The sequence below is a fragment of the Variovorax sp. H27-G14 genome, assembly GCF_046156345.1.
GTDB lineage: Bacteria > Pseudomonadota > Gammaproteobacteria > Burkholderiales > Burkholderiaceae_C > Variovorax.
In genome coordinates this window covers 450540-467635 of record NZ_JAYLVN010000002.1, presented here as the reverse complement: position 1 = coordinate 467635, position 17096 = coordinate 450540, and the positions used below count along the sequence as shown (strand labels likewise).

Sequence of the window (17096 nt, the reverse complement as noted above, 5' to 3'; positions counted from 1 at the left end):
CTAGGCATGCACCAGCGTGCCCTCGTCCTCGCCCATGACGACGCGCTTGAACGCGCCGTTCTTGAGGATCGAGAACACCTTGATCGGCAGCTTCTGGTCGCGGCACAGCGCGAAGGCCGTGGCGTCCATGATGCCGAGATTCTGCGCAATCGCCTCGTCGAAAGTGAGCGAGGTATAGCGCGTCGCATTGGGGTTGGTCTTGGGGTCGGCGGTGTAGACGCCGTCGACCTTGGTCGCCTTGAGCACCAGCTCGGCGCCGATTTCGGCACCGCGCAGCGCCGCGGCCGTGTCGGTCGTGAAGAACGGGTTGCCTGTGCCGGCAGCGAACACCACGACCTTGCCCTCTTCGAGGTACTGCAGGGCCTTGGGGCGCACATAGGGCTCGACCACCTGCTCGATGGCAATGGCGGACATCACGCGGGCAATGAGGCCCTGCTTGTCCATGGCATCGGCCAGGGCCAGCGAGTTCATGACGGTGGCCAGCATGCCCATGTAGTCGGCGGTGGCACGGTCCATGCCGACCGAGCCGCCGGCGACACCACGGAAGATGTTGCCGCCGCCGATCACGACCGCCACCTGGACGCCCATGTTCACGACCTCGGCCACCTCCTGGACCATCCGCACGATGGTGGCGCGGTTGATGCCGAAGGCGTCATCGCCCATCAGTGCCTCTCCCGACAGCTTCAACAAGATTCGCTTGTGGGCTGGGCGGGGATCAGACATGGGCAATTTCCTTTGATTGGCGAGGGCGAGTGTAGAACGTGACGGTGAAAAAGCGGCGGCACGCGTTTGCGCACCGCCGCTGTAGTGGCAGCGAGATCAGGCGGCTGCCTTGGCGGCAGCGACTTGTGCGGCCACTTCGGCGGCGAAGTCGTCAACCTTCTTCTCGATGCCTTCGCCGACCACGTACAGGGTGAAACCCTTGATCGAGGTGTCGGCGGCCTTGAGCATTTGCTCGACGGTCTGCTTGTCGTTCTTCACGAACGGCTGGTTGTGCAGCGAGACTTCCTTCAGGAACTTCTGCACGCCGCCTTCGATGCGCTTGGCAACGATTTCGGGCGGCTGCGGCTTCTTGCCTTCGGCTTCGGCCGTCTTGCGGTCTTCTTCCGCCTTGCCGGCAGCAACTGCGCGCTCTTTTTCGATGAGGTCGGCAGGCACGTCCGATGCCTGAACCGAGACCGGCTTCATGGCGGCGATGTGCATGGCCACGTCCTTGGCCGACGTGTCGTCGCCTTCGAACTCGACCATCACGCCGATGCGCGTGCCGTGCAGGTACGACGCCAGCTTGCTGTTGCCGGCAAAGTGCTTGAAGCGGCGAAAGCTCATGTTCTCGCCGATCTTGCCGATCAGGCCCTTGCGCACGTCTTCGAGCGTGGGGCCGAAGCCGTCCTGCTCATAGGCCAGCGCGCTCAGCGCGGCGATGTCCGCGGGGTTGTTCTTCGCGACCAGCATGGCAGCGGCATTGGCCAGCGCCAGGAAGCTGTCGTTCTTGGTGACGAAGTCGGTTTCGCAGTTGATTTCGATCATGCCGCCGACATTGCCGTCGACGAAAGCCGTGACCACGCCTTCAGCGGTGATGCGGCCCGATGCCTTGCCAGCCTTGTTGCCGAGCTTGATGCGCAGCAGCTCTTCGGCCTTTTCCATGTTGCCTTCGGCCTCGGTCAGGGCCTTCTTGCATTCCATCATGGGCGCGTCGGTCTTGGCGCGCAGTTCGCCGACCATGCTTGCGGTAATTGCAGCCATTTGTGTAACTCCGTAAATCCAAAAATCAGGTTAAAAAAAAGGGGCACCAAAGCCCCTTCTTCAGGCTCGCGAGCGCGCCAATCAGGCCGAAGCGCCTTCTTCGACTTCGACGAATTCGTCGCTGCTGCCTTCGGCCACGGCCTTGACCACGTCACCGCCGGCGCTGTTGCGGCCTTCGATGATGGCGTCGGCGATGCCGCGGGCGTACAACGCGACAGCCTTCGACGAGTCGTCGTTGCCAGGAATCACGTAGTCGATGCCTTCGGGGGAGTGGTTGGAGTCCACAACGCCGATCAGCGGAATGTTCAGCTTCTTGGCTTCAGCCACCGCGATCTTGTGGAAGCCCACGTCGATCACGAAGATGGCGTCGGGCAGCGCGGTCATGTCCTGGATGCCGCCGATGTCCTTTTCGAGCTTCGCGATTTCGCGCGAGAAGGTCAGTTGCTCCTTCTTGCTCAGCGAGTCGAGACCGGCTTCTTGCTGGGACTTCATGTCCTTCAGACGCTTGATCGAGGTCTTGACGGTCTTGAAGTTGGTCAGCATGCCGCCGAGCCAACGGGTGTCGACGAAAGGCACGCCGGCGCGGCGGGCTTCCGACGCCACGATTTCACGGGCTTGACGCTTCGTGCCGACCATCAGGATCGTGCCGCGGTTGGCCGTGAGTTGCTTGGCGTACTTCATCGCGTCCTGGAACATCGGGAGCGACTTTTCCAGGTTGATGATGTGAATCTTGTTGCGGTGACCGAAGATGAACGGAGCCATCTTGGGGTTCCAGAAGCGGGTTTGGTGACCGAAGTGGACACCGGCTTCCAGCATTTCGCGCATGGTGGTAGACATTGAATTAACTCCAAAGGTTGGGTCTAAAATCCAGCCCGTTTTGTGCTCTTTTGAATGGAGTCACAACACCTTGATTGGGCCGGTTTGCGGATGTGTTTTGCTGGAGACAACGAGAGCCATTGCCCGACCAGCGAAACCCAAAGAGTATAGCACGCCCGCCGCCCTCCCTTTCCTGAACCTGAGCCGCACGCGCGGCACCTGCAGCCACCCATGAACGATCTCCAAGCCACCCGTCTCACCCTTCTGGCAGGTGGCTCCGATACGCGCACCGAAATGGAGCGAGCCATCGACATTGCCCAGTCGCCGGCTTGTGCGCACGTCTTCACCCGCACGATGTTCGATGAGGCCCGCCAGGCCGTGGCCGAATCCAACCCGCAAAGCCGGCTGTGCGGGCTGGCGTTCACCGCCAAGGATTTGTTCGACATCCAGGGCCAGCCCACCCCCGCGGGCTCCGTCGTTCTGGGCCACGCGCCCGCCGCAAAGGCCGACGCACTGGCCGTGGCCCGGCTGCGCGCCGCGGGCGGCGTGCTGACGGGGCGCACCAACATGTCGGAATTCGCGTTTTCGGGCGTGGGCGTCAATCCGCATCACGGAACGCCCGCCAACGTCAGCGATGCCGTCACACCGCGCGTCCCCGGTGGCTCGTCTTCCGGCGCCGCGGTGTCGGTCGCCAGCGGCGCGGCCTTCATCGGCCTGGGCTCGGACACCGGCGGCTCGATCCGCATCCCGGCCGCGCTGAACGGCATCGTCGGCTTCAAGAACACCGCTCGCCTCACACCGGCCGACGGCGCGCTGCCGCTGTCGAGCACGCTCGATACGGTCTGCGCCATGACGCGGTCGGTGCGCGACGCCATCACCGCCCACGAGATCCTCGCGGCGCGACGCGTCACTGCCGGCAATGCGCCGCTGGCGGCCTACCGGCTGGCGGTGGTGAAGAACGTCTTTTTCGACGGCATCGAGCCCACCGTGGCCGCTGCCTTCGAACGCACGCTGACCACGCTGCGCGCTGCCGGTGCACGCATTCAGGAGATCGAGCTGCCCGAACTCGCGGAGCTGGCCACGCTCAACGCCACAGGCGGGTTCTCGGCTGCCGAGGCCCATGCCTGGCACCGGTTGCTGCTGGAGCGCAGCGGTGCCGGGTACGACCCGCGCGTGGCCCAGCGCATCCTGCGCGGCGCCACCATGAAGGCCCATGAATACATTGACCTCGTCAATGGCCGCCGCGACTGGATCTCCCGCGTCGAAACCAGGCTCGACGCCTTCGACGCCGTGCTGTCGCCCACCGTGCCGATCACCGCGCCGTCCATTGCCAGCGTGGCGCCGGGCGCCGAGCGCGATGACGAATTTTTCCGTATCAACGCCCTTCTGTTGCGCAATCCGTCGATCATCAACATGCTCGACGGCTGCGCCATTTCGCTGCCCTGCCACGCCGCCGGTGAACTCCCGGTCGGCCTCATGCTCTGGCATGCCGCGCTGCACGACGACGCCGTGCTCGCGGTGGCGCTCCAAACCGAGCAAGTGCTGCAAAAACAATAGTGCTGTCGCCCGTCCAACGGGCGTCGGCCGTCTCCTTTATCTAGAACATTCAATGAAAATCGCGATCGTGGGCGCCGGCATCATCGGCGTCACCACCGCTTGGGAACTGGTTTCCGACGGTCATGAAGTGACCGTGTTCGAGCGCCGAGGCGCCGCCGCAGAAGAAGCCAGCTTCGCCAACGCGGGCGTGGTCGCACCCGGGTATGTCACACCTTGGGCTGCCCCCGGCATGCGCGGCAAGGTTCTGCGCTCGCTGCTGTCCTCGCAAGGAGCCATCAAGCTGCGCTGGCCGCTGAATGCGCGCGACATCGGCTGGATGTCGCGGTGGCAAAAAGCCTGCAAGCTGGAGACCTACCTTGCCAACCGTGCCCGCATGCAACGCCTGGCGTTCTACAGCCGCACCCGGCTGCACGAAGTGACCGAGGCGCGCGAGCTCAGCTACGAACGCAGCGACGGCTACCTGGTGCTGCTGCGTTCCAAGCGCGACAAGAAACTGGTGCAACCCGGGCTCGATGTGCTGCGGGCGGCCGGCAGCGTGTTCCGCGAGGTCGACGCCGACGAGGCTCGACTTATCGAGCCTGCGCTCAACCCCGACACCCCGCTGGCCGGCGCCATTCACCTGCCCGAAGACGAAGTGGCCAACTGCCGCCAGTTCGCGCTGCTGCTCAAGTGGGAGGCGGAGGCGTTCGGCGCGCAGTTTCATTTCAACTGCGACATTGCGCCGCTGAGCCGCGCGGCGCCCACCTCGCTGTCGCTGGCAGCCGGCTCGGACCCGGTGCGCTACGACGCGGTCGTGGTGTGTGCCGGCCTGGCTTCAGCCACACTGCTGCGCCCGCTGGGCCTGCGCATTCCGATGACGCCGATCTACGGCCATTCGGTCAGCGCACCCATCCGCGAGCCGCTCAACGCCCCGCGCAGCGCGGTAATGGACGAACGCTACAAGGTCGCCATTTCCCGCCTGGGCCAGCGCGTGCGCGTGGCCGGCAGCGCCGAGATCGGCGGCTCGCTGGACACCATGAACCCGGCCGCCATTCAAACGCTCTACAAGGTGCTGCACGACTGGTTCCCGGGCGCGGCCACATTGCAGTCAGGCATTCAGCAATGGAAAGGCGCACGGCCGATGCTGCCGGACGGCCCGCCGGTGCTGGGCGCCAGCGGCATTCCGGGGGTGTGGCTCAACCTCGGGCACGGCTCGAGCGGCTGGGCGTTGTCGTGCGGCAGCGCACGGGTGCTGGGCGACCTGATTGCAGGACAGGACCCGGGTGTCGACCTCGAAGGGCTTGGAGTCGAGCGGCTCAGTCTCTAGGACCCCAGCGGCGCAGACGCTCCGGGCTGGCCGGCTTTTCTACCGGCAGTTCGGGCTCGGGCCGTGGCATCCACTTGCTCGCGACCCAGGCCAGGAGCGCGGGCGCAATCAACACGAAGAACGCAAGACACAGCAGGTCGGCGCCCATCACCAGCCAACGCAGCCAACCCGCGCCGGCTTCGGCGGGCACGTCGAGCCAGCGGATCACGCCAAAGCCGTAACCCACGCCCGCGGCCCAGGCCACATCGCGCAATGGCACGCGGCGCAGCGTCACGGCCAGCAGGTACAGGCCCCACACCACGGCCAGCCAACCCAGCGCCCATCCCGCGCCGGCGACCAGCGCGAACGCCATGCCGATGAAGCCGGCGAACCACGCCAGCAGCAGGACCAACAACCAGCCAACGGTCTTGAGCGTCATCGCTCGATGATAGGAGGCAGGCGGCACAGGAGGTGCGGCCGCACAATGGCCAGATGCAACGCATCACGTCCGCTACCGTCGCCGATCTGTTCGACATCGCCGCCACGCGCCGCATGGAGCAAGCCGCAGCGGCCGACCTGCCCCCGCACACGCTGATGCAGCGCGCAGGCCTTGCCGTCGCGCGGCTCGCGATGGCGATCGCGCCGCATGCACGCACAGTCTGGGTGGCATGCGGGCCGGGCAACAACGGGGGCGACGGCTTCGAGGCGGCGGCACAGTTGAGGCAGCGCGGCTTTTTTACCGTCGTCACTTTTTCCGGCGACGAAACCCGCTTGCCGCCGGATGCCAAGGCATCGCTGCAGCGTGCCCGCGATGCGGGTGTCAGCTTTGCGGCAACGCCACCTTCGGCTTATGAGCTGGCCATCGACGCGCTGCTGGGCATCGGTGCGACGCGCCCGCCCGAGGGCACGATCGCCGAGTGGCTGGCCACGATGCACGCCAGCGGGCAGCCCGTGCTCAGTGTCGACGTGCCTTCGGGCTTGAATGCCGACACCGGCACGCTGCCGCACGGTGCCGACTCCAGACAAACATCGCCGCGCACCTGCCTCACTTTCCTCACACTGAAACCCGGCCTCTTCACCGCCCAAGGCCGCGACGCGACAGGCACTGTGTGGTTCGACGACCTTGGCTGCGGCACATTCAACCAACCACCAACGGCGCGCATCACCGGCGCACCCGCCACGCAAGCGCGCACCCATGCATCGCACAAGGGCAGCTATGGCGACGTCGCGGTGGTGGGCGGCGCACCGGGCATGGCGGGCGCCGCCTTGCTGGCCGGTTCGGCCGCCCTGCACGCGGGCGCGGGACGCGTGTTCGTAGGGCTGCTCGACGCCACTGCGGCGCCCGTCGACACCGCGCAACCCGAGCTGATGCTGCGCGACGCCCATGCGCTGGACCTGTCGGCCATGACGGTGGTGTGCGGTTGCGGCGCGGGGGAACTGGTGCGCGAAATGCTGCCACGCGTGCTCTCGACGGCGGCAGCCTTGGTGATCGATGCCGATGCGCTCAACGCGATCGCCACCGATGTCTCACTGCAGGCGCAGCTCGCCTTACGAGGAAAAAGCGGAGCGCCCACCGTCATCACGCCGCACCCGCTGGAAGCGGCACGGCTGCTCGACTGCACCGCAGCCGAAGTGCAAGCCGACCGCCTGGTCGCCGCGCAACGGCTCGCCGCACGCTTTGGCGTGGTTGTGGTACTCAAGGGTTCTGGCACCGTGATTGCAGGTGCAGAAGGCACGTTGCCAGTCATCAACCTGACCGGCAATGCCCGACTTGCAACCGCGGGCACCGGCGATGTGCTGGCCGGCATGGTCGGCGCTGCACTGGCCATGCGACAACCCGCATTCGGCGCAGCGCGCGATGCCGTCTGGCAGCACGGCCACATCGCCGACACCTGGCCAGCCGATGCGGCCCCGCTCACGGCGGGCACGCTCGCCCGCCGCGCGCCCGTTTGACGAAAGGCTTTTAGCCGCGCCCCACGAAGGGCATCTTCGTCGCCATGATGGTGTGGAACAACACGTTGGCTTCCAGCGGCAGGTTGGCCATGTAGAGCACCGACTGGCCCACGATCTTCACGTCGATCAGCGGTTCGATGGCGAGCTCGCCATTGGCCTGCGGCACACCCTTGGCCATGCGCGAGGCCAGCTCGGTCATGGCGTTGCCCACATCCACCTGCCCCACCGCGATGTCGTACTTGCGCCCGTCGAGCGACGCGGTCTTGGTGAGCCCTTCGACCGCGTGCTTGGTGGACGTGTAGGCGGCCGAATTCGGCCGCGGCGCGGTGGCAGAGATGGAACCGTTGTTGATGATGCGGCCACCCATCGGCGTCTGCGCCTTCATCGTGCGAAACGCCTGCTGAATGCAGAAGAACATGCCCGTCAGGTTGATGTCGACCACGCCCTGCCATTGCTCGGGCGTCCAGTCCTCGAACGGGCCTGGCGGGTTGCCCACGCCGGCGTTGTTGAACAGCAGGTCGACGCGCCCGAAGCGCTCGACCGCAGCGGCAAACAGGGCCTGCACCGACTCGGCCTTGGCCACGTCGGTGGGCACCGCAAAGGCGCGCGCACCGGCGCCCGACTCTTCTGCCACCTGCGCCAGCGGCTCCAGGCGGCGCCCGGCCAGCACCACGTTCCAGCCGTCACCCAGCAACGCCAGCGCAGCGGCGCGGCCGATGCCGGAGCCTGCGCCCGTGACGATGGCGATGCGGCCCTTGTTGTCTTCAGCGCTCATGCTCTCTGTCTCTTTCTTTTTCAAGGTTAGTCGAATGATTCATGCGGCAAGGCATCAGCGGCGCGGCTTGCGCCCCTTCATCTTGTTGGCGGCCTTCTTGACCGCCGACTTGAAGGCCTGCATGGCCGATTGCGGCCCGACCGGCGCCGGCGCGCCACGGTCGGAGCGCTCCACGCGATCGCCGCGCGGCTCGGCCCCACCGGCGTCTGCTTTGTGGCGCGACCCGCGCTTGGCGGATGCCTTGACCGGCGCGCCCGAAGGTGCCGCGCCCTTGTCCTTCATCGCACGCGACATCAGGTCTTCGCCTTCGCGCACGAGGCGGAAGTCGATCTTGCGGCCGTCCAAGTCGACGCGGCTCACCTGCACCCGCACGCGCGTGCCGATGGCATAGCGAATGCCGGTGCGTTCGCCGCGCAGCTCCTGGCGCATTTCGTCGAACTTGAAGTACTCGCCACCAAGTTCGGTGATGTGCACCAGCCCTTCGACGTACATCGCGTCGAGCGTGACGAAGATGCCGAAGGTGGTGGCCGCTGTGACCACGCCGCCGTATTCCTCGCCGAGGTGCTCGCGCATGTACTTGCACTTGAGCCAGGCTTCGACGTCGCGGCTGGCCTCGTCGGCACGCCGCTCGTTGGCGCTGCAATGCAGGCCAGCCGCTTCCCACGCCAGCACTTCCTTGCTGGGCGCGATGGTCGCCTTCTGCGGCTTGTTGGTCGGCGCCTTCACGCGCGATGCGAGCCGCTTCGCCAGCTTGGCATGCGCCTCGCCGGGGGTGGGCAGCATCGGCAACTGGTAGCGCGTCTTGGTAAGAATCGCCTTGATCACGCGGTGCACCAGCAGGTCGGGGTAGCGCCGGATCGGGCTGGTGAAATGCGTGTACGCCTCGTACGCCAGACCAAAGTGGCCGCTGTTGAACGGCGTGTAGATGGCCTGCTGCATCGAGCGCAGCAGCATGGTGTGGATCTGCTGCGAATCGGGCCGGTCCTTGGTGGCCGTGGCAATGGCCTGGAACTCGCCCGGCTTGGGGTCGTCCGTGATGGTCAGGCCGACGCCCATCGCCTTGAGGTAGCCGCGCAGGATTTCCTTCTTCTCCGCCGTCGGACCTTCGTGCACGCGGAACAGGCCCGGGTGCTTGCCTTCGGCGATGAAGTCGGCGCTGCAAACGTTGGCCGCGAGCATCGCTTCTTCGATGATCTTGTGCGCTTCATTGCGCGTGCGCGGCACGATCTTCTCGATGCGCCCTGCGTCGTCGCAGATGATCTGCGTCTCGGTGGTTTCGAAGTCGACCGCACCGCGCTTGCCGCGCTGCTTGAGCAGCGCCTTGTAGACGTCGGCGAGGTTCAACAGGTCCTTCACGCGGTCCTTGCGCTTGGCCGCTTCAGGGCCGCGCGTGTTGCCCAGAATGGCCGCAACTTCGGTGTACGTGAAGCGCGCATGGCTGAACATCACGGCCGGGTAGAACTGGTACGCGTAGATCTCGCCGTCGGCCGCGACCAGCATGTCGCACACCATGCACAGGCGTTCGACTTCCGGGTTCAACGAGCACAGGCCGTTCGACAGCTTCTCGGGCAGCATCGGAATGACGCGGCGCGGAAAGTAGACGCTGGTGGCGCGGTCGTAGGCGTCGATGTCGATCGACGAACCGGTCTTCACATAGGCGCTGACGTCGGCAATGGCAACCAGCAGGCGCCAGCCCTTGCCACGGCCCACCTTCGCGGGCTCGCAGTACACAGCGTCGTCGAAGTCGCGTGCGTCTTCGCCGTCGATGGTGACGAGGGGCACGTCGGTGAGATCGATGCGGCCTTTCTTGTCGGCGGGGCGCACCTTCTCTGGCAAGGCCTTGGCCTCGGCCAGACACTCCGCGGAGAACTCGTGCGGCACGCCGTACTTGCGCACGGCAATTTCGATTTCCATGCCGGGGTCGTCGATCTCGCCCAGCACTTCTCTCACGCGGCCCACGGGTTGGCCGAACAACGCCGGCGGCTCGGTGAGCTGCACCACGACGACCTGCCCCACTTTCGCGGGGCCGGTGGCGCCCTTGGGAATCAGAACGTCCTGCCCGTAGCGCTTGTCTTCGGGGGCAACGAGCCAGATACCGCCTTCGTGCAGCAGGCGGCCAATGATCGGCTGCTCCGGACGCTCGACGATTTCCACCACGCGCCCCTCAGGGCGACCGCGACGGTCCTGCCGCACGACACGCGCCTTGACGCGGTCCTTGTGCAGCACCGCGCGCATTTCGTTCGGGGGCAGATAGATGTCTGCTTCACCGTCGTCGCGCTGAACGAAACCGTGGCCATCGCGATGACCTTGAACAGTTCCTTCGAATTCATCCAGCAAGCCGCTGGAAGTGACATTATTTTTGATATGATCTCCTTCTTTCCTGAAATTCAAAACAGAGCTGCTTCTGCAGTTCTATGGGCCCAGATGGCGGAATTGGTAGACGCACTAGTTTCAGGTACTAGCGAGTAACATCGTGGAGGTTCGAGTCCTCTTCTGGGCACCAAGTTTAAACAAGACCTTTACCAGGTCATTCGATTCAAGCCACCGGTCTCCGGTGGCTTTTTTCATGGCCGTTTGATTCATCATCAAACGGGCAATGCGGCCAAGTTGCGACACCCGACGCACAATCATGTGCAAACGAGCAGGCGCAACAGCCGAAATGGCGCAAAAAGTTTGGTATGATCGTAGTCTTTGCTGAGAAGCAAAAAAACATGACTGCTTCGGCAGACATGAAGCCCAGATGGCGGAATTGGTAGACGCACTAGTTTCAGGTACTAGCGAGTAACATCGTGGAGGTTCGAGTCCTCTTCTGGGCACCAAATTCAAGCTGACCCCCGCCAGGTCATTCGAAACAAGCCACCGGTCTCCGGTGGCTTTTTTCTTGTCTGTACGAATCCGCATCAAACCGGCAGTGCGATCAGGTCGTGGCCTTCAGCGCCCACGATGCGTGCGCGGGTGAACTCACCCACCTTCAACGTCTTGCTGATCTTCTCGGGCGGCAGCAAGCGAACCGTGCCGTCGATCTCCGGTGCATCGGCATAGGTGCGCCCCACCCCGCCCTTGCGGCCCATGCCGGGAGCCGAATCGACGAGCACCTGCATCGTCGAGCCCACGCGCTTGCGCAGCTTGGCAATTGACACGGCTTCCGCGACTTCCATGAAACGCGCGCGGCGCGCCTCGCGCTCGACCTCCGGCAGCATGCCCGGAATGTCGTTGGCCGTGGCGCCTTCCACCGGGCTGTAGGCAAAGCACCCCGCACGGTCGATTTCGGCTTCACGAATGAAGTCGAGCAGATGTTCGAACTCCTGCTCCGTCTCGCCGGGAAAGCCGGCAATGAAGGTGCTGCGGACCACGAGTTGCGGGCACATCTCGCGCCAACGCGCCAGCCGCTCCAGGTTCTTTTCGCCGCTGGCCGGGCGCTTCATGCGCTTGAGCACATCGGGGTGGCTGTGCTGCAGCGGCACGTCGAGGTAGGGCAGCACGGAGCCGCTGGCCATCAACGGAATGACTTCGTCGACGCTCGGATACGGGTAGACGTAGTGCAACCGAACCCATGCGCCATAAGGCTCGGCAATTTCGCCCAGCGTGCGCACCAGTTCGAGCATGCGGGTCTTGACCGGCTTGCCGTCCCAGAACCCGGTGCGGTACTTCACGTCGACACCGTAGGCCGAGGTGTCCTGGCTGATCACCAGAAGCTCTCTCACGCCGCCTTCGAACAGGGCCTTGGCTTCGCTCAGCACATCGCCGACCGGTCGCGACACGAGGTCGCCACGCATCGAGGGAATGATGCAGAAGGTGCAACGATGGTTGCAACCTTCGCTGATCTTCAGATAGGCGTAGTGGCGTGGTGTCAGCTTGAGGCCAGCCACGCCGAAGGTGTTGGGCACCAGGTCGATGAAAGGGTGATGAGGTTTGGGCAAATTGGCGTGCACCGCATCCATGACCTCTTGGGTGGCATGGGGGCCGGTCACAGCCAGCACACTAGGGTGCATCTGGCGCACCAGATTGCCGCCTTGGTCGCCAGTCTTGGCGCCCAGACAACCAGTGACGATCACACGGCCGTTTTCAGCCAGCGCTTCGCCGATGGTGTCCAGACTTTCTCTGACAGCATCGTCGATGAAGCCGCAGGTGTTGACGATCACAAGATCGGCACCTTCGAAGGTCTTGGAGGTTTGATAACCCTCGGCGCTCAGCCGGGTCAGGATCAATTCGGAATCGGTAAGGGCCTTGGGGCAGCCCAGGCTCACGAATCCGACCTTGGGGGCGGTCGGCGTGGCCATGCGTTCGGGGGAGGCAACTTCGCTCATATGCCTCTATTGTCCCAGCTATCGGGAACACCGGGGCATTCATTGGATAACCTTCGGCTACAGTGCTAGCGCCGTCGGACAGCTGCGCTGCATTCAGGGGCGTTTGATGCCAAAGGCCCCCAGAACCTGTTCGGTGTTTTTCTGCATCTGCTCCTGCATCTGCACAAAAACATTCTTCGATTGCTCGACGTAATTGCCCATCAGCCCCTGCAGCATTGGCGACTGCATGCTCATGAAGCGCGACCACATCTCCGGCGTCAGGCCTTCGGCCTTGTCGGCCAATTGCGCCTGCACCTCGGTCATTGCCTGGATGTTCTTTTCGAGGTAAGGACCCATGTAGCCCTGCATCGCCTGCCCGTAGAAGCGAATGATGTGGGACAGCACCGGCTCGGTGAACATTGGTGCGCCGCCCGCCTCTTCTTCCAGAATGATCTGCAAAAGAATGCTTCGCGTGAGGTCGTCACCCGTCTTGGCGTCGCGCACCACGAACTGGGCGCTCTGGATCACCAGCTGCTTCACCTCGGCCAAGGTGATGTACGTGGATGTCTCGGTGTCGTAGAGCCTTCGATTGGGGTACTTCTTGATCACACGCTGGACCGGCTTGACCCCGGACTTCTTGCTCTGCACTGCGGACTCCTTCACATGGACGCCCATGTCATCGGATGATTCTAGGGAGCGGTTTTGCTGCGCCGCGACAAGGTTTACCCTGACCGCGTGCAGCACCTTCAGTCCTGCGATGTCGCGTACTCAGCGCCGCACGAATGGCAGGACGCCGTTTCGGGGCGATCTTCGGCCGACTCTCGAAACTGCAGCGGTGTTTTTTGTCCGTAGACAACCCAGCAACGCGGGCAATGCTCTTGCCCGACCGTCGGCAGGTAGGCGCGTGCCCGCTGCTCGGCGCGCTCTTCGCTCAACGGCACACCCTGTCGCTGGGCGCGCGCCACTTCACGCGCTGCCATGGTTTCGGTGCGGCCACCTGCGTAGTCGTTGATGCCATACACGGCACGCGCGAACTCGAGCGGAGCCTGCTTCAACAATGCGGCAAGACGCTTGTCGGCATGAGCCCGATCAACCAGCGTTGATCGCGTATTCATCTGATCGCTTATCAAGAAATTGGGAAATGGTTTGCGTGTGACCAAGGTAGCACAACAAGTTGGCCATGGTCTTTATTTGCATCACCACTGAGGACGATAAAGGCACCGGGGAACCCGGTGCCTGCTCTGTTCAATTGATCCGGTGGTTGGCCGGGATTGAACAGAAATTGGTAGGCGCGATTGGACTCGAACCAACGACCCCCACCATGTCAAGGTGGTGCTCTAACCAGCTGAGCTACGCGCCTAAGGATGTGTCCGAGAAGCACTTATTGTAGCAGTAGAAATCGCGCTTTTCAGCGACGACGCGCAGATCGCACTCCAATTACCGAAATAACCAATCCGAGCACCTGCGTAAGCCGCGCGGCGTCTGCAATTTCCACGGTGAACGTCATCCATGCCGTGCCCTTGACCGACTGCGTCTGCACGCCGATCACATTCATCTTCTCGCGTGCGAACACATCCGAGATATCTCGCAGCAGGCCCTGGCGGTCGGCCGCTTCCACGAACACGTCCACCGCATAAACAGGCACCTCCGCGCCCTTCTTCGGCGCACCCCATTCCACATCGATCACGCGCTCGCTGTCCTTCACCGCCATCGTGCGGAAGTTGCTGCAATCGCTGCGGTGAACGCTGACGCCATGACCGCGCGTAACGAAGCCGCGAATTGCATCAGGCGGTGCGGGCTTGCAGCACTTTGCAAGTTGGGTCATCAACGAAGACACACCCACCACCAGCACGCCGCCCTTGCCCGACTTCTCGCTGCCGCGCGCCTTCTTGATCAGCACGCCGTCGTCGGGTCCCGGTGCGGGTTCCGGCGGACGCAGCAGCGTCTCGATATTGCGCAGTGAGAACTCGTCCTTGCCCACCACTTCAAACAGATGGTCCGCCGACTTGAAGCCCAGCTGCGACGCCAGGTCTTCCAGCCGCACCGCCGTCTTGCCTTCGCGCTGCAGCAGCTTCTCGACCGCTTCGCGGCCGCGTGCCACCGTCTCGTGCGTGATCTGTGCGTTGAACCATGCACGCACCTTGGCCCGCGCACGGTGGCTCGCCAGGTAACCCAGCTCCGCATTGAGCCAATCGCGCGAAGGCCCGCCTTCCTTGGCCGCGATGACCTCCACCGTTTGCCCGTTCGACAGCGGCGTGTTCAGCGGCACCATGGCGCCGTCAACGCGCGCACCGCGGCAACGGTGGCCCAGCGTGGTGTGCACGGTGTACGCAAAGTCGACCGGCGTCGCGCCCTGCGGCAATTCGACGATTGCGGCATCGGGCGTCAGCACATAGATGCGGTCGTCGAACAGGCCCTGCCCCTGCAGCCCGCCCGACAGGTCGCGCTCCCACGCCAGCAGTTGCCGCAGCACTGCAATCTTGGCGTCGTATTCGCCGCTGGCCCACACGCCCGCGTAGCCCTTGTGGCCCGCTTCTTTATAGGCCCAGTGCGCCGCCACGCCATGCTCGGCGTGGTCGTGCATTTCCTCGGTGCGAATCTGGATCTCGATCGGCTTGCCCGCCTTGCCGTCGACCAGCTCGCGCACCACCGTGTGCAGCGACTGGTAACCGTTGGGCTTCGGCCGTGCGATGTAGTCGTCGAACTCTTCGTCGATCGGCTGGAAGTGCGAATGCACCCACGCCAGCGCGGCATAGCAATCCTTGACGTCGGGCACCACCACCCGCAGCGCCAGAATGTCGAAGACCTGCGCGAAGTCGAGCGACTTGCCGCGCATCTTCTTCACGATGCTGTAGATGTTCTTCGGCCGCCCCTGCACCGTGGCCTTCACGCCCTCGGCCTGCAGTTCGCTCTCCAGTTGCGAGCGCAACTGCTCGATGTGCCCTTCCCGCTCGATGCGCTTCTCGTCGAGCAGCCGCGCGATGAGCTTGTAGGTTTCAGGCTCCAGGAAGCGGAACGACAGGTCTTCGATTTCCCACTTCACCTGCCAGATGCCCAGGCGGTTGGCCAGCGGCGCAAACACCTGCAGCGACTCGCGCGCCACGCTCTCGGGCGCCGGCTGCTTGCTGGCGGCGGCATGGCGCAAGGTCTGCAGGCGCGACGCCAGCCGCAGCATCACCACGCGCAGATCGCGCGAGAAGGCGAGCAGCATCTTGCGCACGTTCTCGGTCTGCGCGCCGGCGCCTTCGATCTGGTGCGCCTGAGTGGCCGAGCGCGCCTGCTCCTGCACGCGCACCAGCTTGGTCGTCTCGACCGCGAGCGCGGCAAAGTTGTCGCCGAACACCTTGGCAATCACCTCCTGCGGGCGGTTCAGGTGCTGGCAGGAATACACCAGGTAGCTCGCGGCCTGCATGGCCTCGGAGCCGCCCATCTTCGCAACGATGGCGGCCACCGCGTCGGCGTGCGCGAGCGTGTTCTCGCCGGTGTCCAGCTTTTCATCGGCAATCAGCGGCTCGGCGAACGCGCGGGCGCGCGCCAGCATGTTTTCCATGACCGGTGAGCGGTCGGCCGTGGCGGCGGACAACGGATAGTCGACCATGGTCGCGTCGGACATGGGGGCCGTCTGAAGACTCGAGGAATCGCGCTTCACAGGTCAGTCAATCGAACAGAAAGTCGGTGACAGCGGCGATCTGCGCGGGATCGACAAAGGTCGGCGCATGGCCTACGCCGTCGAACTCGACCAGTGCGGCATGCGGGCCGCGCTGCGTCATGGCCAGGGCCGTGTCGCGCGACAGCAAATCGGACACCGCGCCGCGCGTGACCAGCGTGCGCGCCTCGATGGCGTCGTACAGCCCCCACATGATGGCCCCGCCCTGCGCCGCCGCTTCGGGCGTGATGGCACGCAGCGCCACGCCGATGGCGGGGTCGTAATGAAGCAGCCAGGCGCCCTCGGTGCCTTCTTCGGCTTGGCCTTCGGTTTCGACCTTGGCCGAACCATCGGCCGTGCGTTGCGACGCCGGCACCACCATATGCTGAGACAACGCCAACCACTGGGCCGGCGTGTGCGGTCCGAAGGTGGTCGACAGCGCCCACATGGCGTCCGCCGCGGCCTGCACGCTCTCGAACTGCCCGCTCTTGCCCACATAGGCACCGATGCGCTGAACGGCAGCCGGCTCGATGGTCGGGCCGACGTCGTTGGCGACGAAGCGGCGAATGGGGCGCGCCAGCGGCAGCGCCTTGTGTCCGGCCAGCACAAATCCGATCAGCCCGCCCATGCTGGTGCCGATGTAGTCGAGCGTGTCGATGGCCTGTTCGCCGTTCAGTTGCGCGATCAGCGCCACCATGTCGGCCGCGTACACAGGCACCTGGTAGAAGGCCGGGTCGCGCAGCCAGTCACTTCGCCCGCGCCCGACCACGTCGGGGCAGACGACGCGAACGTCGCCGTCGGCGCGCGCCACGATGGCCTGGGCCAGGGCGTCGAAATCGCGCCCCTGCCGGGTCAGGCCGTGCACGCAGACCACGACCCTCGCACTGCGGGCGTCGCCCCATTGCCAATAGGCCATGCGATGGCCGCCTTGGGCGTCGTCGCACGCCACGTAATGAAGCGTCGGTTCGGTCATGAAAACGAGGTCGTTCTGGTGCGGATAATTGTCTCGTCGCATCCTAATTCATCCGGAGATTG

General features: G+C 64.6%; 14 protein-coding genes and 3 tRNA genes. 5 read left to right on the top strand and 12 right to left on the bottom strand.

What is annotated here, in order from left to right; genetic code table 11:
- The 3 genes from pyrH to rpsB form a co-directional block, all read right to left on the bottom strand.
- Complete coding sequence (gene pyrH, locus VLK31_RS07720; protein WP_409167791.1) at window positions 1-723, bottom strand: UMP kinase; 723 nt, start codon at window positions 721-723, stop codon at window positions 1-3.
- A 96-nt stretch (window positions 724-819) separates the two neighbouring features.
- Entirely contained in the window at window positions 820-1743 is a 924-nt protein-coding gene (tsf, locus tag VLK31_RS07715; protein WP_409167790.1) for a translation elongation factor Ts, read from the bottom strand.
- 81 nt (window positions 1744-1824) lie between these two features.
- Window positions 1825-2580: a 30S ribosomal protein S2 gene (gene rpsB, locus VLK31_RS07710; RefSeq protein WP_409167789.1), complete on the bottom strand. Its 756-nt coding sequence runs from the start codon at window positions 2578-2580 to the stop codon at window positions 1825-1827.
- Window positions 2581-2790: 210 nt separating this feature from the next.
- On the opposite strand from rpsB, the gene VLK31_RS07705 reads away from it, so the two are divergent.
- Both VLK31_RS07705 and VLK31_RS07700 read left to right on the top strand, forming a co-directional pair.
- On the top strand, window positions 2791-4116 hold the full coding sequence (locus tag VLK31_RS07705) for an amidase (RefSeq protein WP_409167788.1): 1326 nt from the start codon (window positions 2791-2793) through the stop codon (window positions 4114-4116).
- Window positions 4117-4168: 52 nt separating this feature from the next.
- Complete coding sequence (locus tag VLK31_RS07700) at window positions 4169-5422, top strand: D-amino acid dehydrogenase (protein WP_409167787.1); 1254 nt, start codon at window positions 4169-4171, stop codon at window positions 5420-5422.
- Here the strand turns inward: VLK31_RS07700 and VLK31_RS07695 are convergent.
- The gene (locus VLK31_RS07695; protein ID WP_409167786.1) at window positions 5412-5840 is read right to left on the bottom strand and encodes a hypothetical protein; all 429 of its coding nucleotides are present in this window, start codon (window positions 5838-5840) and stop codon (window positions 5412-5414) included. The genes VLK31_RS07700 and VLK31_RS07695 overlap by 11 nt on opposite strands.
- A gap of 53 nt (window positions 5841-5893) precedes the next feature.
- On the opposite strand from VLK31_RS07695, the gene VLK31_RS07690 reads away from it, so the two are divergent.
- Window positions 5894-7354, top strand: a complete 1461-nt coding sequence (locus VLK31_RS07690) for an NAD(P)H-hydrate dehydratase (RefSeq protein WP_409167785.1) — start codon at window positions 5894-5896, stop codon at window positions 7352-7354.
- A 10-nt stretch (window positions 7355-7364) separates the two neighbouring features.
- Here the strand turns inward: VLK31_RS07690 and VLK31_RS07685 are convergent, their stop codons facing one another.
- Complete coding sequence (locus tag VLK31_RS07685) at window positions 7365-8129, bottom strand: SDR family oxidoreductase (protein ID WP_409167784.1); 765 nt, start codon at window positions 8127-8129, stop codon at window positions 7365-7367.
- 54 nt (window positions 8130-8183) lie between these two features.
- The gene (gene rnr, locus VLK31_RS07680) at window positions 8184-10466 is read right to left on the bottom strand and encodes a ribonuclease R (RefSeq protein ID WP_409167783.1); all 2283 of its coding nucleotides are present in this window, start codon (window positions 10464-10466) and stop codon (window positions 8184-8186) included.
- An 81-nt stretch (window positions 10467-10547) separates the two neighbouring features.
- On the opposite strand from rnr, the gene VLK31_RS07675 reads away from it, so the two are divergent.
- Window positions 10548-10632 (top strand) — tRNA-Leu (locus VLK31_RS07675).
- 231 nt (window positions 10633-10863) lie between these two features.
- Window positions 10864-10948 (top strand) — tRNA-Leu (locus VLK31_RS07670).
- Window positions 10949-11029: 81 nt separating this feature from the next.
- Here VLK31_RS07670 and rimO read toward each other — a convergent pair.
- The 6 genes from rimO to VLK31_RS07640 form a co-directional block, all read right to left on the bottom strand.
- Window positions 11030-12436: a 30S ribosomal protein S12 methylthiotransferase RimO gene (gene rimO / locus VLK31_RS07665; protein ID WP_409167782.1), complete on the bottom strand. Its 1407-nt coding sequence runs from the start codon at window positions 12434-12436 to the stop codon at window positions 11030-11032.
- Window positions 12437-12529: 93 nt separating this feature from the next.
- On the bottom strand, window positions 12530-13090 hold the full coding sequence (gene phaR / locus VLK31_RS07660; protein ID WP_409168043.1) for a polyhydroxyalkanoate synthesis repressor PhaR: 561 nt from the start codon (window positions 13088-13090) through the stop codon (window positions 12530-12532).
- Window positions 13091-13161: 71 nt separating this feature from the next.
- Entirely contained in the window at window positions 13162-13575 is a 414-nt protein-coding gene (locus VLK31_RS07655; RefSeq protein WP_409167781.1) for a hypothetical protein, read from the bottom strand.
- 123 nt (window positions 13576-13698) lie between these two features.
- A tRNA-Val gene (locus VLK31_RS07650) sits at window positions 13699-13775 on the bottom strand.
- Between the two features lie 48 nt (window positions 13776-13823).
- The gene (locus VLK31_RS07645) at window positions 13824-16028 is read right to left on the bottom strand and encodes a RelA/SpoT family protein (protein ID WP_409167780.1); all 2205 of its coding nucleotides are present in this window, start codon (window positions 16026-16028) and stop codon (window positions 13824-13826) included.
- A 43-nt stretch (window positions 16029-16071) separates the two neighbouring features.
- The gene (locus VLK31_RS07640) at window positions 16072-17076 is read right to left on the bottom strand and encodes an alpha/beta fold hydrolase (RefSeq protein ID WP_409167779.1); all 1005 of its coding nucleotides are present in this window, start codon (window positions 17074-17076) and stop codon (window positions 16072-16074) included.
- Window positions 17077-17096 lie beyond the last annotated feature (20 nt).